The 16,180-nt window shown below is 38.9% G+C and carries 12 protein-coding genes and 1 pseudogene; 4 read left to right on the top strand and 9 right to left on the bottom strand.

The genetic code is table 11. The features are described from left to right. From H6H03_RS37315 to H6H03_RS37300, 4 genes and pseudogenes are all read right to left on the bottom strand, one after another. Window positions 1-483 (bottom strand): annotated as a pseudogene (locus H6H03_RS37315) (bifunctional DNA primase/helicase); the annotation flags it as partial. Beyond that, window positions 473-868 carry a hypothetical protein gene (locus tag H6H03_RS37310; protein WP_190960040.1) on the bottom strand — a complete coding sequence of 132 codons (396 nt, stop codon included), beginning with the start codon at window positions 866-868 and terminating at the stop codon, window positions 473-475. The pseudogene H6H03_RS37315 and the gene H6H03_RS37310, both read right to left, overlap by 11 nt. 577 nt (window positions 869-1,445) lie before the next feature. Next, on the bottom strand, window positions 1,446-1,745 hold the full coding sequence (locus H6H03_RS37305) for a fertility inhibition FinO-like protein (protein ID WP_190960039.1): 300 nt from the start codon (window positions 1,743-1,745) through the stop codon (window positions 1,446-1,448). Window positions 1,746-1,756: 11 nt separating this feature from the next. Then, entirely contained in the window at window positions 1,757-3,262 is a 1,506-nt protein-coding gene (locus H6H03_RS37300; protein WP_190960038.1) for an NB-ARC domain-containing protein, read from the bottom strand. Window positions 3,263-4,262: 1,000 nt separating this feature from the next. On the opposite strand from H6H03_RS37300, the gene H6H03_RS37295 reads away from it, so the two are divergent. Then, window positions 4,263-6,128, top strand: a complete 1,866-nt coding sequence (locus tag H6H03_RS37295; RefSeq protein WP_190960037.1) for a protein kinase domain-containing protein — start codon at window positions 4,263-4,265, stop codon at window positions 6,126-6,128. Between the two features lie 75 nt (window positions 6,129-6,203). Next, window positions 6,204-7,187 (top strand): hypothetical protein, encoded by a 984-nt coding sequence (locus H6H03_RS37290; protein ID WP_190960036.1) that lies wholly within the window; start codon window positions 6,204-6,206, stop codon window positions 7,185-7,187. On the opposite strand, the gene H6H03_RS37285 is transcribed toward H6H03_RS37290, so the two are convergent. The 5 genes from H6H03_RS37285 to H6H03_RS37265 form a co-directional block, all read right to left on the bottom strand. Beyond that, window positions 7,154-9,652 (bottom strand): CHAT domain-containing protein, encoded by a 2,499-nt coding sequence (locus H6H03_RS37285; protein WP_190960035.1) that lies wholly within the window; start codon window positions 9,650-9,652, stop codon window positions 7,154-7,156. The genes H6H03_RS37290 and H6H03_RS37285 overlap by 34 nt on opposite strands. Continuing rightward, the gene (locus tag H6H03_RS37280; protein ID WP_190960034.1) at window positions 9,649-12,156 is read right to left on the bottom strand and encodes a two-partner secretion domain-containing protein; all 2,508 of its coding nucleotides are present in this window, start codon (window positions 12,154-12,156) and stop codon (window positions 9,649-9,651) included. Before H6H03_RS37280 ends, H6H03_RS37285 begins: the two co-directional genes overlap by 4 nt. Window positions 12,157-12,237: 81 nt before the next feature. Next, complete coding sequence (locus H6H03_RS37275) at window positions 12,238-12,687, bottom strand: GNAT family N-acetyltransferase (RefSeq protein ID WP_190960033.1); 450 nt, start codon at window positions 12,685-12,687, stop codon at window positions 12,238-12,240. Between the two features lie 808 nt (window positions 12,688-13,495). Beyond that, window positions 13,496-13,645, bottom strand: coding sequence for a hypothetical protein (locus H6H03_RS37270; protein ID WP_190960041.1), 150 nt, complete (start codon window positions 13,643-13,645; stop codon window positions 13,496-13,498). Window positions 13,646-14,125: 480 nt separating this feature from the next. After that, window positions 14,126-14,401, bottom strand: coding sequence for a hypothetical protein (locus tag H6H03_RS37265; RefSeq protein WP_190960032.1), 276 nt, complete (start codon window positions 14,399-14,401; stop codon window positions 14,126-14,128). 279 nt (window positions 14,402-14,680) lie between these two features. Between H6H03_RS37265 and H6H03_RS37260 the strand changes: the two genes are divergently transcribed. Next, window positions 14,681-15,634, top strand: coding sequence for a hypothetical protein (locus tag H6H03_RS37260; protein WP_190960031.1), 954 nt, complete (start codon window positions 14,681-14,683; stop codon window positions 15,632-15,634). 88 nt (window positions 15,635-15,722) lie between these two features. After that, complete coding sequence (locus H6H03_RS37255) at window positions 15,723-16,094, top strand: SDR family NAD(P)-dependent oxidoreductase (RefSeq protein ID WP_313932026.1); 372 nt, start codon at window positions 15,723-15,725, stop codon at window positions 16,092-16,094. The last annotated feature ends 86 nt before the right edge of the window (window positions 16,095-16,180 follow it).

Raw genomic sequence — 16,180 nt, 5'->3', positions numbered from 1 at the left:
ATTTTGTAATCGCAGTGCCAGGGGTGAGTGATATCGCTTAATGCTATACCGTAGTGCGACCTTATCCCAAATACAATTGGGCACATCAAAGTATGTGACTCGGTTAGGCGTTTTGGGGGGTGACTCATACTTAACAGGTTTTCCTTTTTCCCAATCCATGCGCGGGAAGTTGGGCTTTATCCGTCCCCATTCCATCGGCAACCAATGGTTGTACGGGTCAAGCGAACCAATTCTAGTCGCTCCAGCCAGGAGATGCTCGTATAGTTTTAAGTATCCATCTGTGACTCGACCTGCATTTTTCCGGGGGATTTTGTCACTGATAAATAGGTAGTCGTAAACTGCATCTCCTTCAATGTGGAAGAAGTTGCGCTCGATTAGGGCAGGGTGGATAGCACTACCAACTGCTAACTCATGGTAAGAAGCGGCTATTAGGTTGTTAGGGTAGACAACTGCTTCAGGCGGGGATACAGAGTTATTTTTCATAACTCTGCTCCCCAGTTAAACCAAAATACACCTCACCACACGCCTTTGATGTAGCTAGTCCTCTGGTAAAGGCTATCGTTTCTCCAGTTTGCACAACCACAACGCCCGCTAAAAGAAAATCGGGCGACATGATAATCACTAGCCCTAAATTAGGTTCTAGTTCTTGCACTAGTGAAAGCAAATGTTCTTTTGCACCCAAAAGCAACCCGTAATCTGACCAGCACTCGCTCGTGATGACAATTGCTTTTCCTGTCATCACTCTCAGATTTTCTAACCACACTCCCACCGAGTGTTTCTCAATTCTTGCGGTTTCAATGTTGTTGAAGAGCCACTCCCAAAGTTTTGAGGGTGCGGGAGTTATCTGTGTTAAGCATTCATTTTTCACGATTTTTCCTCTGATTGTTGGTTTTCACCATCAGAGAGGGTTGAATCAGCCTAAAGCTATCAGTTCACAGCTATCAAGGATTTTCCCTACTGATAACTGATGACTGATAAGCGATCGCGCTCCTGAGCGCTACTACACTTTAGTATTTTGCAAGCAAACTTTGGCGAAAATTAAATTTTTTGCCAAGACGCCAAAACACGACGCCAGAATTAACATATTTTCTGTCGCACCCAAGTATAATGGGTTTAGTACAGTAGCGTGAGCTAAATCTCTCCTAACCAGTCTGTGGAGAAGTCGCCAAACTTTAACTGCCACTTTCTCGGTTGCCTAGAGATGAACCCCGCTCTGAAATTATTCAATTGTTCTGACTCTGGACAAAGCGTCACTCCTTAGTGCGTTTTGTCCTTTAAATTTTGAATTTGTATAAATACCTCCATTCGGAACTGAATGTAACCATAAGCTCGATCTTACTTGAATTGTGGTGTTCTAGCATCTTACAAGATTCTGATTTTTTGCTTGAACCTCCTCCATATTTGTGAACTTTTGTTTGTCCTGCCCTGCTGGGCAAGGGTTTTTCTCAAGCAGCCCCCTGCGTTGCTGTTGCCTCCTTGGGTTTGCGCTCGAAAACTTGTATATTGGGTTCATCTAACACTAACCCGCTATCAGTCTGCTGACCGAGTTTACCCGCAATCGCTGCTATCCACAGTGGGTAATTTTTAGCAGCATCGGTCAGTTTCTTCCAAATCTTAGGCTTGACTGTAATGGTAATGATGCGTCCATCGCAGTCAATCTCGAACTGTTGCCAACCGTTTTCTACAGTTATGGCTTGCGGCAGTTCGTTAATTTTGATTGTAACTTCTAGTTTTCCTGTAATCATAGATATCCCTGTTAAGATGCATTTGCTAATGTTGGTAAAGTATCAGAAACATGCACCAATCCTTGTGGATCTGTTAGAATGTACTTCTTAATTACTGGTTGAATAGTAAAACTAATTTCTTTTGTAACTGGGTCTTTGGTACTCTCAATTAAGGATTGTCTTTCAAGTTTTTCTAATGCTTTAATCAAATCGAAAGTTGATACAAGGATTTTTTTTCTTTCTTTAAGATTATTCAACAATGTAGTAAAGTTAAGGGTTTGAGACTTTGAAACTATTTCTTCTGCTATATGAATTAAAATTGTTCGCTCAATTTCCGTTAAAATTTGACTAAACACATGAGTGAGCATTGTTTCAATTTTACTACTAACAAGTGTTGTTTCATTTTCAAGAAATTTTTCAGTACTACCAGCGAAAAAATGGTTAATCCTCTCCACTAAAGCTTCAAGTTCTGAAGGATTCCCTCTATATGTTTCAATCAAGCTATGGCAATTCTCCTTATCTGTTAATCCCTTACTAGATAAAAACTGCATCGCTGCATCTGGATCAAGACCTTGAATTTTAAAAAATTGAAGAGGTCGTTTAGCTGCTATTAAATCATGCAGATCATTAAGTAGGACTCGACTCGTTAGAAGCAAACAGCTTTGATGTTGTTCTTCTACCAGACGACGAATAAATAGCCTGTAATCCAGTCGTTGTGCTAAATTGTTTGTCTGAAATAAAGCTTCAAATTCATCTAATACAATCAGATAGCGACGAGATTGTAACTGCTTAAGCAATACTGTAATCATTGCTTGAGTATATTCAGGCCAGTTAGACTTAGGTTCTGAAGGATTAAATAGTTCTAGTAGATCAGTAACTAAGTCATGAACCGATGGCGCATGGGCGACAGATTTCCAAACCAAGCAATCAAAAGTAGGTTGAGCTTCTACACTAAGTTCTGCTATTAGTTTTGCGGCTAGAGTAGTTTTGCCAATTCCCGCTACTCCAACTAGTGCTATACATCGTTGCTTAGTTATTAATTCTTTTAAAAGTTCTAGTTCGTTTGTTCGCCCCAAAAAATTAGATATGTCAGGCGGTTGTCCTCCTATAACTTGTCCCAAGTTATGAGAAAAGAGGCTTTGCCCTGTTTGTGACGTAAATTGAGCATCATACTCTTCAGTAAGTTGCTCCAAAAAATTTCGCAGGTTCTTTTTGCTAACCTTTTCACCATTTCCAATTGTTTTTGTGAGTATATCAAATAACCGAGTAGCTACACCTCGTTGTAAATAATTAACGCTGAAACGTGATTTTTCTGCTATTTCCTCGTAGTCCCGGTTATTCCACGCTCCCTTCATAACAGTAATCTCAGGTTCAGTTAAGTATCTGCCTCTTTTAGCAAACACCAAGTCATTTGCTATAGCTAAAGCTTTATCAAAAGGTACCGTTGTGGAGTATCTTTGCTTCAGACACTCGTCTACTACATCTAAAGGAGAGGAAGAGACTGGTGAACTGAATTTGTGGGCAGCGTTAAAATTCATAACTACAACTGCGTGTTACCGTATTAAACACCTGCAAAAAATTTTTTGTGAATTAGTTTTTGTTTAAAGAGCGTATTAGATCAGACTTAATAATACTGTATTTCTCTATATATAGCTACATCTTTCGGAAGAAAGTATCTAATTTGATTGCTAATTGCTGCAAAAAGCGCAAGATATCTACACTTCTACTTACTTGTGGAATGCCATTGGCGAAATTTCTCTAAATTTATTTTATAGAGTATGATGTAAATAAAAATTAAGTAATTAGCGTGCTATTTTTTCGTACAAGCTAAGTAAGTGTAATTTTGTAGCGTTTTGTTAAGAATTGTTAAAATACTCAAAAATCAGGCTTTTTTTTACTTACATAACTAAATGAAGTAAAATAAGTTACTTAAAATTTAATATGTATTTTAGATTTTTGACAGTGATAATACTTAATACTTATATTGTAAAATCTGAAGATTCGACCGTATTAAACATATTCCTACTGGCAAGTCTCTCTACCTTAGAAACAGTGCATGTACTATTTTGTTAATAAAATATATTTTATAGATTAAAATTAATTCAACCTCTGCCAAGAAAACGATTAGATTTTAATATTTGGTCATTAATCTGAACTTCCCCCGGTGCAAATGTACTAAATAGCCCTTAAATCTTTGCTCTGTAAGCAATCTGGGTTTGAGCGCAGATATTAGTGTACCCATGTAAGCCCTGGAACTATTGGTACAACTGCGGTAAGCTAAAAATTGGGGGTCAACGCCTCAAGTTCGCTCTGCAAGCTCCTTTGACAATTTGTACCCAGTAAGAGCGAAGCGAAAAACGTTGAAAGTCGGTCTGGATAACAGTTAGCTCTTTTTGCTTGGGGGGAAGTTCAGATTAATTGTCTTGCTCCAAGAGTTGTCACAAAGATTTCATCCCCTTTCTTTGAGAAATTTTGTGACCTCCGAAATTCTCAAATGATGGTTTTCTTGCCATTGGGATCAGAAAGGATTGTACGAATGTGATTTACTGTATAAACCCTCTTTGTGAGCAACGCCAAAATCCTGACAATGTTGAAAGATGTCTCTGCTGTGGTACTTCGCTACTGATTAATGATCGGATTCGCCTACTCAAACCATTGAGAGAACTTACTGAAAATCCTTTTACCCGCAATGAAATTTTTGAAGTAGATGATGCTGGGACAAAATGGAACCCTGTGGATAAACGGCGAGTTATGAAAGTTTTGAAATGGAGTTCGCCTGAATTAGTTCAGTTAATTGAGCGAGAATCCCTTGCCTTACAATTAATCCAACATCCGAATACTCCTGAAAGTAATACCTTAGATGACTTATTCACTTTTGTTCCCAACAACAGTCATTTAACACTTCATTGCTTAGTTATGGATAAATTTGAGGGGCAAAATTTGGAAGAATGGATAAAATCTCATGAGCCAATTTCACAATCTTTAGCATTAGAATGGTTACGACAGTTAGTTGAAATACTTGATGTAGTCCACCGCACCGAATTTTTTCACAGAGATATTAAACCTGCAAATATAATTCTTCAACCAAATTGGCAACTAGCATTAATTGATTTTGGGACTGCACGACGAATAACTGACACGTATTTAGCTAAAGTTAGTGGAAGTGGAGGAACTGAGACAAGAATAGGAAACTATGAAATTACAAGTGTAGTTTCACATTATTACACACCACTAGAGCAAGTTCATGGTAAAGCAGTACCTCAGTCAGATTTCTATGCTTTAGGTCGGACTTTTGTACGTTTAGTTACTGGGACTCCATTGATGCGTCTGCCGACAGATCAGAAAACAGGAAATTTAATATGGAGAAATAAAGCACAACAGATTGACAAACCCTTGGCTGATTTTCTTGATGAGTTAATGGCTCCTGTGCCAGGCCAGCGTCCAGCCACTACTGAAGTTATTTTACAGCGGTTGAAAATACTTCCTCGCCAAAGTAAAGTTTATAGGGTAACAAGGTCTAAAACGTTCATATCTGGTGTACTCATTGCATCTGCTAGCTTGATTACTTTGGGGATTTATAAAATAGGTTTACCAGCGTATGCTAAAAATTTAGTTGCTGAAGGGCAAAAGTTAGAAGCTGCTAATAATTCTCAAAAAGCACAAAGTTATTTTGACCAAGCTGTAAAAATTCGTCCTGAACTCAGCGTTCAAATTTCTCAATTCTATTTTGATAAAGCCGGACGGACGAAAGATGATTTAAACTCAGAAAAGAAATATTATAGCTTAGCAATTAAATATAATCCAAAAGATGTAGATTCATACAACAATTTAGCAGTTGCTTGTCAATTACTACAAGATATAGATTGTGTAACAAAAGCTTATGAGGAACTTTTTAAGCTGAAACCTAATATTTGGGAGGGGCATTATAACTTAGGTAATTTTTATGAAACGCAAAATAAATATGATTTAGCAGAAAAACAATATAGGTTAGCAATTCAATATAGTAATAACCAAGCTACCAACGCCGTTAATAATTTATCTAGACTGAAGAATTTACAAGGTAAATATTCTGAAGCGGCACAACTGGCAATTGAAGGATTAAATAATACTCCAGATTCTTATAATCAATGGAGAGCAGCACTGTATAAAAATTTAGGATGGTCAAGATTAATGCAAAAAGATTACTCCGAAGCAGATAAATACTTGCAAAAAGCATTTGAATTAGATTCACAAAGAGTAGATGTATATTGCTTGCTGGCAAAAACAAAAGAAGCACTGGAACAATTAGATTATGCAAGTAGTTATTGGGAGATGTGCTTACTGGCAAGAACAGATAGAGAATATTTACCAGAAATCCAAAAGTGGAGAGAAGAAGTGCTAAGCCGTATTTTCAAAAAAAATTGATTATGAATCAGTAATTAAATAAGCTATTTATATTAATGTTAATTTGGCAAAGCAAATAAAATAGTCAATAAAAATATGAAGCTTCGAGTTGCAGTAATTATATCAACATTATTTTTGATGAATCTGGGTAATGTATGGGGACAGCAAGTAGTAAGGATTACTTCACAAGAGCGTTCGTGTGAACCTATAGCTAAAGTTATCAGTGGCGATATTCACTATCAACCCCTGACTAAATTATGCCAAGAAGATAAAGTAACCGCACTCAATGGAGGAACAGTAAAAATTTTCTGCTATTTAAAAGGAAATATTTTAGAAATCTCTAGTGATCTTGTAGGCAAGCATTGTTCACCACTCTCAAATAGAGAACGCAGGGGATGTACCATGCTTGCTGGGAGAAACTGTATCAACCCCAAAGGCCCAAATGAAGAAAATGCACCGAGCTTGATTACCCCGTATGGGGTAGTAATCATGAATCCTCGCCCGATACTGTCATGGTCTACCACAAGCACGGCTAGTAGTTATCTGGTGCAGGTTAAAGGTATAGGCGTGAATTGGGAAGTTGTAGTCGAAGGTAATAGTCTGCCATATCCACAAGATAAGCCAGCTATGAAACCAGGAAATGTTTACGCCGTAAACATAATTGCTATGCGAGGGGATGAGCCGCTTAATGCCAGTTCCTCAGCTTTATTATTGTTGCCTACTGCCAAGACACAGGAAGTAGCAAAGACAATTAATATTCTTACAACCCTCAAACAGTCCCCAGATGAATCAGCGATAGATATGGATGCTGTGTATGAGGCACAGAACTTGGTGGATAATTCAATTAAAGTTTTGAATGCTAGAGTAAAAGCAGGTTCAAAGAATCCTACTATCTATCGATTATTGGGCGATCGCTACTTGATAGCAAATTTAGCTCAACCAGCTTCTAAGGCATATAGTCGAGCGAAGGCATTAGCCCAAAGAGGCAATAATGCTCTGGAATCAGCTAAAGCACAAGCAGGAATTGAAATTGCTAGACAGTATATTTATCCACCAACGAGGATAAAACCAGCCCAGTAATATGGGTGGAAATACTTATCACTTTTTGACAGACTCAATTGTGCAAGCCTTAATGCTTCTGCTTTCGTGAGTCCGTGTTTCAGTCCGTCATAAAATTTACTCATCAGTTGAATGGTAGACTCAGCATCCACTAGCCACAAACTTGCTAATATACCACGCGCTCCAGCTTGTGCAGCCATACCAGCGATACCTAAGAACGAGCGTCTATCACCCTTTGCAGTTTGGCAAGCGCTCAAAACAAGCAAATCAAGGCTACTTTTGTTTTGTACTAAAAATTTTAAATCTTTAACGTTAAGAGGGGTATCCCAAGCTAAAACGAAGGTTTGCTCGATGTCAGAGCTAAACTGAGCATGAGTGCTTAAATGAATCACCGAAAAAGAATTATTTTCATTGATTTGCTTAAAGCTTTGACTAGTGAATTCAGCATCGACTAATGTAGAAGTGGAAGGATTACTTTTTTTAATATTTTCAATCTCTATTTTGACTTGAGGCAAAGGCTGTAAATTTTTCGGAACAATTGGATTGTAAAAACTAGGGCTAATTTGAGAAACGCCACTAATTAAAGTTTCAGTTGGTTGTGATAGAGATTGCTGTAACTGTTTAGCACTTGAGCCTACAGAAATATTGTATTTATCTATTAAGTATTGCTCACCATCATAGAGCATCGCCAGAGGTAAAGATTGAAAATAACTGTCCAGCACAAAACCTAAAGCTCCTGATTGTGGTAAGTATTGCTTGATAGGTTCAAATAACAGCTGATAAACAGTTTGAGAATAAATCAGAGAGTTAGAGCTTTGAGTATCAATAAAATCTAAATTTTGAACTAGCTCAAATAAGTTATCAAGAGGTTGTTCAACTAAATTAAAATCTACAGTATGGCGATAGATATCCTGTGGAGTTTTTACAGCTACTTCTACTCTATCTGCTAACTTTATTAGATAAATGATAGCAGGTAAATCTTCAATTGGATGGCGAAAATTTGAATTTACAGAAGCTTCAAGGAATCTCCCACATCGTAAAAAATTCTCTACTTCAGCAAAATTTAATTGCTCTTGAAGCTCAATTGCTTGTTTTAAATAAGCTTTACTAGATTTACCTAAATGTAATAACAAGCTTATATACTCATGATATAAAGGTTCAACTTTTTCTTTAAAAGCAAACTGAATATCTGAGTTGATTAGTAAAATATCACTACGGGTTTTATCAAGATTTTTGATAGCGGCCGCATAAAACTGATTGGCTTTTTCAAAGTCCCTAGACAGGCGATAAAGTCGCCCCAATTCCCACTGCCACTGGTAAGCTATGTCCCACGCTTGGATGGATTGGGCCAAACTCATCGCTTGCTCCAAGTAGGTACGCGATCGCACCTGTTGTTTGTCTAGTTTGCCCAGGGTGCCATAGGCATTCGACATGAGTCGCTGCTCACCAGTCGCTTTTGCTGTTTGCAAAGCTGATTCTGCATATTGAAGGGCTACTGAATGTAACTGTTCGTCTGGAATTTGGTTGAGACTATTGGCAAAGTTCAGCTTAGTATAAACAGATTGGTTAGCAGGTAATTCAGAGAATGCAGAATAAATTTTCAGTATTTGCTCTACAGAAGGTCGAATCTGTTGATTAATTTGGGATTGAATCCCAGCTAACTGTGTATTACCCAAATTTGATTCTGCTTTTATCCACTTTTGGAAATCTAGAAGCAGACTCAAACGGTGTAATTGCGCTTGTAGTCTAATTGCTATTGGTATTCTTGGGGTATCAATCAACGACTGATAATCATTCAGTACTTGGTGTGCTTGTTCTTGAATGAAGTTTACAGTTTTTTTTTTAAAAAGTGGTTCCTCAATCCAAATGTATCTATCTCGCGCCTGTTGATAAATAGATTTTTCAGTGTTGCTAAGTGATAGTAAAATTCCGCTAGTATCAAAATTAGGCAATTGTTGAGCAATCAATAACGTTTTTTTCAAAACTAATTCTGACTCAGATAATTTGCCTAACCGACGTAAGACATTTCCTAGATTTTTTAATCCTAGTATATGTACAGATATTGGCTTTTGTAGCTTTTCAAGCTCTGATTCAACTAGTCTTTTTGTAGAATAATCAGATAAGTCTGCTGAGATGGCACAGATTTCACTATCGATTTTCAGGGCTTTGACAAGTATTTTGCAACCTTGAAGGTGTAAATTCATAGCTTGTAGTGCAACGCTCTGATTGATCAGGGTTCCAGTGATTCCTTCTGTATCTTTGAGTTGTTGGTAAAATTTTGTAGCTTGCTGCCAGGTTTGTAAAGCTTCTGCTGCCTGACCCTGATTCAGTTGCCTTTGCCCCTTTTCATTTAATAGTTCTGCTTGGTGCTGTTGTGCTTGTTTGCTTGCAACTTCAGCTAGAATCGCAGACGGCTGACTTACAGCTATGTATAATCCTAGAATGCCTAGTAACAGGTATTTAAACAAATATCGAAAACTAATCATTTTTTTCGTGCCGTTTCTGTTAGGGATGAGGCTTGCGCCATCGAAGGTTGTCCGTCGCATGTAGAAGATGCCGAAGTGTAGGGGCTTGGTGCATCAGTCTGCGCGATCAAGACTATATCTCCGTTGGCATTCACTACCCACCCTTGCGCTTCTACAATCCTTGTGGGTCCTTGTTTTACTAGTGAGCTTGATTGCTCTGAATTATCAATCGCCTGCACAGGGCTAAAGTTCCTTTCCCAAATAGAATTATCATCTATTTGTCCATCAGAACTATCTGCCAGTCCTTGGATACCAAAATTCACAAAGCTACTCTCTGCTTTGCTAGAAGCTTGACATACTGACACAATTTCTGGTGTTTGCGCGATCGCTTCTGGTTGCGCTTCGCTTTGGCTTGGATTTCTTTCTTGGAAGTTGATTTTTACCGTACCGTCGATTCCACGTTCCGAACTCGCTGTGATTTGTGTGTCAGGCGAAACGAAAAATCCTTTGGTGTCGATGCGGATGTTTCCCCCGCGTCCTTCAAAAGCATTCGCCGTAATCGCGCTGTTGCCGATGGCTGTCAGGATATCCGCGACGATGCGAATGTTGCCGCCGTTGCCAGAGGTGCCGATTGTACCCGCAGTCGCAGAAATGATGCCGGAGCGCAGTTGGATCAATTTCGATTTGATGCTGATGTCGCCACCCTCGCCAATCGCGGTGGTTGCGGTAATACCGCCAGCGTTGGTGATGCTGATTCTGTCAGCATTAATTTGGAGTGTGCCAGCGTTGCCGGGGCCGTCATTTCTAACGCTGATTAGCGCACCGTCTGTAATATTTAGCTGATTAGTATTAACTGTTACTTCTCCAGATTTTCCAGAAGGCACTGAAGGGAGCCTAAATAATTTTTGTAGGGTTGGAATGGCGATACTTGCACTAGCGTTGATTAAACTGGGTTCTGAAGACCCACTTATTGTGCCAATCAATTCTACTAAGTTGGCGTTAACAATAACGCTCCCACCCTCGCCATTTGCAAAGGTGGAAGCGTCAACCCTTCCTCCTTCGTCAACGATCAATTTTGATGTATTAACAGTTAAAGTGCCAGCTTTGCCAGCATTAAGGGATGTAGATGATAAAATACTTGGCTGAGATGTTATTGGTGAAGCTCCTATTATTTCTACCAAGTCGGTTGCACTGAGAGTTACGTCCCCTCCTCTACCAGTTCCAAAGGTCGAAGACGATAAATTGCCTCCGTCTATAGCAACAAATCGTCCCGTTGAAACTCTAATATCACCTGTGTTTCCAGAATTAAAAGTAGCGGCACTGATAGTACTAAATACACCAGGATTAAAAGGCGAAACCCCAATTAATTGCACAGAATTAGAAGCATCAATAACTACATTACCGCTTGGGGCAGCACCAAAGGTTAAACTATTTAATTGACCTCCATTACGAATGATCAACTGCTTGGTTGAAACTGCAATATCACCGGCTCTACCAAATCCCAAAGTTTCATTCCGTAGACCACCAGCAGTTCTGGCAACTGGATCGCTGCCGCTTACTTCTAAATACTCAGAAGCATTTACACTTATTGAACCTGCTGCTAATAGTCCTTGATTCTGATTCAGAAATAGCGATCCATCTATAAGCGTAATTCTACGACCTTGTATTTGCATAGAACCACTACCAGTTCCACTAACATCAGCTAGAGCGCGTTCTGATAAGCTAATGTCCTTGAAAAAGGATACATCTTTGTAACCCATAATCCAACTAGAGGTTGTTGGGCTAATACTGACAAAGCCATCACTAACGCTGCCAAGTTCAAGCTGTCCCCCAGGTGCTGTTATTATACCGCCCTCTAAAAATACATTACCCCCAACAATTGCTAAACTTTTGCCAGGCTGTACTTGTAAGCCTGTTTTATTATTACTCAGAATAAGCGGAGAGAAAGGCGGCCCTATAAGTTGATGTCCTTGACCTCTAATTTGAATTGCTCCATTATTTCTTTCAAATTGCAATCCAATAGGGACACTAATAGTTAAAAGAGGCGTTGGAGATATTGCTTGGGGATTTGTAGCATTAAATTCTAAGTTATTTGCAAATTTGATTGCATTAGCAGTACTAGCTAAAAATGAACCACCAATTTCCAAACGAGCATTTTCACCGAAAATAATACCATTTGGATTTATGAAAAATATGTTAGACGAGCCGTTAGCACGAATTAATCCATCAATGTTGGAAATAGATTTACCTGTAACCCGACTAATTATATTCTGAACATCTAGAGAATTGTTAAAATAAGCTGTACTTCCAGTAGGCACGGAAAAAAGCTCAAAACTATGAAATAGGTTGCTTCCTGCTCTTGTTCCTCCTTCAATAATTTGGGTGTTGCCTTCTAATTTTATGCTTGTGTTGCTGGACAGAGTACTGTCTGAATTAACTTGGCTTGGGGATGGAGAAATACTTGAAAGAGAAAAAAGTAGTGAGGCTAGAGTCCCATTGAACCAAATGTTACGTTTATACTTCATTTGATATTTTCCTGAATTTTATCATTTTCAGACAGATTGCAAAACTATAAATTTAACTACCTTAAATAATCAAAAAAAACTTCAACTATAATCTTGATACTTCATAAAAACGACAAAAGCTTTAAAGAAATTCTTCCGAAAATTGGAGAAGTAAAATTTTGATTTAAGAGATGTTGGTAATTTCTCAAATCTGACAGGTACAAATCCTCTTTTAGCGTAAAATTTTTCTAATCGTTGGTCTAAACATTTTAAGTATAATGGTTGAGTTGATTCAGCAATTAAATGCTGTATTATAAAAGTTCCTAAGCCACTATTTCGACAAGCTGGCATAACAAATAAACTACCCAATTCTTGTGCAGCTTGAAAGTTTCGTAGTTGTCCGAAAGCAACTAAGCTCCCATTATGCTCAATAACCAAAAATTGATGCCATTTTAGCTGTGAAGCATCGAGTCTTGCTCTAATAATTGAAAATACAATAGCCCACATATCAGTAGGTTTCGCTTTACGAAGAATATATCCAGGTTGCAACATAAAATTATGCTATTTTGTCCATTTAATATATCGATAAATTTCATATTATCTTATTGTAAACAATTTAAATAAATTTTTCTCTTTTGCATAAATAAAATTAGGGGATTATACCCAATATTTAGGGCAAATTTTTCTTACTGTTAAGAGTTTCCTATCCGTCCGAAGGAATTGGTCATTTATAAATAACATATGTTATTGATATAACAAATGTATGTAGTTAAAAAACGTGGCAATTACAGTAGTAACTAATCAGGAAATATTGACTCAATTTTGCACTTTTCCGAAAATCCTCTGTGTAAATAAAAAAGATTATAGAGTGCCATAACACCACTTCCTAGAAAAGTTCTTGATTTTAACCCGGAAGTTAAGAGCCAATGAATAGCAATCTGATTGAGCCAAATGTATATCTTTCGGGATGTTCCTGATTTTGTTCTGGAAGTTAAGCGAACTGACAGTCGCAGCAGTTGTCCTTATCTGATAGATATGAAACAAATTTTTCAGTAATTAGCTGTTAATAGTGTGGTTTAGAAGCGATATTGCCCAGTAAATTTTATACGTTTTTTGTTGGTGTCTATGTTTTTGTGCAATGGAACCTTCAAGGAGTTCTCGACAACCTGCTCTCCACAAACTCCATCTGCAACTTCTGCAATCGTGAGTCCATTCTATACAGCCTCAAGCCAAGCTAAGATAGTCCTATCAGCTTGAGCATCTCTGGCTACATCAAGCACTGTGATTGTACCCAGTTCAATTCGGTTGGCTGAGTTTTAATACTAGCTGTTTGATTGGTATGATCGCTGCAACATGGTTATCAATCGCAAAACCCATCAACACGTAACTCCCGCCAGATATCAGAAGCTTGCCAACCGGAGTTACCAACAGATTGGAGTGTGCGATAGTCTTGTACCAGAGCATGGCGAGTAAAATATTCTGTGGCTTGGCTTTGGCTTTCTACCTCCACATCTGATTGCTGCTCAACTACAGCTTCATCAGTAGAGACAGTATCAACTTGAGGAAGTTGGTCTTGTGGATTGTTTTCTTAAAAGTTTATCTTGAACAATGTTGATGCAGTTCCACAAGAGTACTGCCGTCCAAACGAAGCCGTCCATTGATTGATATAGGTATAACAAACATTCGTAGAATACGCGGAACTCATCTCAAGGCGCACAAATTCTCAGGATGGCGATCGCCCTAGCCCCACCCCAACACCAGCTGTGCCTTACACGACATCCCACAGCAGCACACACGAGTATCGAAAGTATCTCCTAACATTTTTGGGAGAAAAACTGCTGTGAGAGTTAATGGATAAGGATAACTTGTTACAAATTTTTCAAATCTCAATAGAATCCTAAAACAAAAAATTAGTAGCCCACTTTAGCTGACTACTGAAACAGATGTGTGATATGTGCGCTAATTATTGCAACTATCTATAGATAGATTATTAATTAGAAAAACTATCAACTCGCAAATCACGCCAGATATCAGAAACCTGCCAGCCAGTGTTACCAACCGATTGTAGAACTGGATAACTTTGCGCCGACGATTGGTAAGCCGGATATTCTGTAGCTGGATGAGCGATTTCTTCTGGTGGCTGTTGCTGTTCGACTCTTTCGGCAGTGGCGGCGGTATCAACCGCATACAGTTCTTCGGGTAATGGTTGTGAAACGACAGACTTTTTGAGAGCGCGCAATTCAGGCTTTTTGGTGATAGGTTTCATAATTATCTGGGTGGCGAAAGCTTGATAATGAAAACAGAAGCAGTTAAATCAAGTAAATAACCTATATATAGTGAGTGATTGACATCAGGGTTACAAGTAGTGAAAACAAGATAAATTGTTCGGTTTCTGAAGTCTTGCAATTGACGACAAATGCAAAGATATAAAAAGCATGAAAAACCCCAACCCTTAATGAAGGTTGGGGAATGAATAAATAAATCTTAACCCCATGATGACACAACTAAATACCAGAAACACCACCTTCGGGCCGGAGGTGGCTTTATGACCCCCTCTCCCTCTCGAAAAAAGACCACCGCCGTAACTTCTCCTAAACCAAAGCCAGCATTAGAAGAACAGGACAAAGCAGCTTCAACAACAATTGAGGTTGCAGCTGTTGAAGTTGCAGAGTTGACCGAAGAAGAACAAAGAGATCGCCTGCGTCTAGAGCGAAAAGTAGAACACGCTTTTTATGAAGCGGGAAAAGCACTCATGGAGTTGCGCGATCGCCGATTGTACCGTTCGACGCATAAAACGTTTGAGGAATATTGCAAAGATAGATTTGGATTCGAGCGCCGTCATCCTTATCGATTAATTGAAGCGGCACAAGTTGTAGACAATCTCAAAAAAATGTGTCCAATTTGGACACAAAATGAATTTGAGGACAATGGAGCAACAGTCCAATCTGGTCAGGTTCAAATTTTACCAGCTAGTGAAGGACAAGTACGCCCACTTACTAAATTAGAAGCACAAGAGCAGCAACAAGTATGGCAACAAGCCGTAGAGCAAGTTGGTGGAAAAGTTCCTTCTGGTCGGGTAGTGAAGGACATTGTGGACAGAATCCGAGAGCGAACTAAAGTCCCTAATCCCTACCGAGAGGGAGAAATCTGTGTTCTCTTACCCAAAGACAACCCAGATTTGCGAGGTAAAGGCGGTTGCTGGGGCGTGATTACTCAGGTTGGGGATTACAGTTGCACAATCCAAACCTGGGATGAAGACTATACCGTAAAGATAGAACACCTAAAATCCTTGGAACTGCTAGATGATGATTGTAAATTTATGCAACAGCTATGCCTTCGATTGCGGCGGTTACATCAAGTGGCAGACCATGACGTGTCTGTGGATTGGCTGTTGCAGGGGTTGGGTAAACAAGCCAAACCGTATTTGTCAGCGTTGCAGGCGAAGTTATTGGCGGCGGTGGAGAAAGAATACAAGATTGAGTGGAAGCAGAACAAGTGAATCAATTTACTGAACATTATGTAACGGCTAACAGCCCAAGGTAAAGTAATAGACAACTAGACAACATATTTTGAAAGGAATCTATTGAGTGTCAAAGCAGCTTGAAAATAAGGTTGTGATAGTTACAGGTGGTGGGAAAGGCATTGGTCGGGCAATTGCCCTTGCTTTTGCTGTTGAAGGCGCACATATTGTGGTTGCTGATAAGTCAGAGCAGTTAGCCAGGCACAGTGCTGATGCAATTAAAGCGATTGGTGGAAAAACAATTGCTTTAACAACTGATGTAACTCAAGAAGAGTCAGTTGCACAGATGGTGGAGCAAACGCTAATTAGCTTTGGCAAAATCGATATTTTAGTGGCGAATGCAGGTATTCAACGCCGCTATTTTGTGGCAGACTTGCCACGAACTGAATTCCAGGCAATGCTAGATGTGAATTTAATTGGGAGCAATGCGATTTTGTGAGATGATCCCACCTAGAGAGCGATCGCTAATAAGCTCTTACGTATATGCTAAACATTTAATACAATAAACTGAGTAATATTTGTTAG

The organism is Nostoc paludosum FACHB-159 (genome assembly GCF_014698835.1).
GTDB classification, from domain to species: domain Bacteria; phylum Cyanobacteriota; class Cyanobacteriia; order Cyanobacteriales; family Nostocaceae; genus Nostoc; species Nostoc paludosum.
The sequence above is the reverse complement of the archived record's forward strand: the minus strand, read 5'-3'. Positions and strand labels throughout refer to the sequence as shown.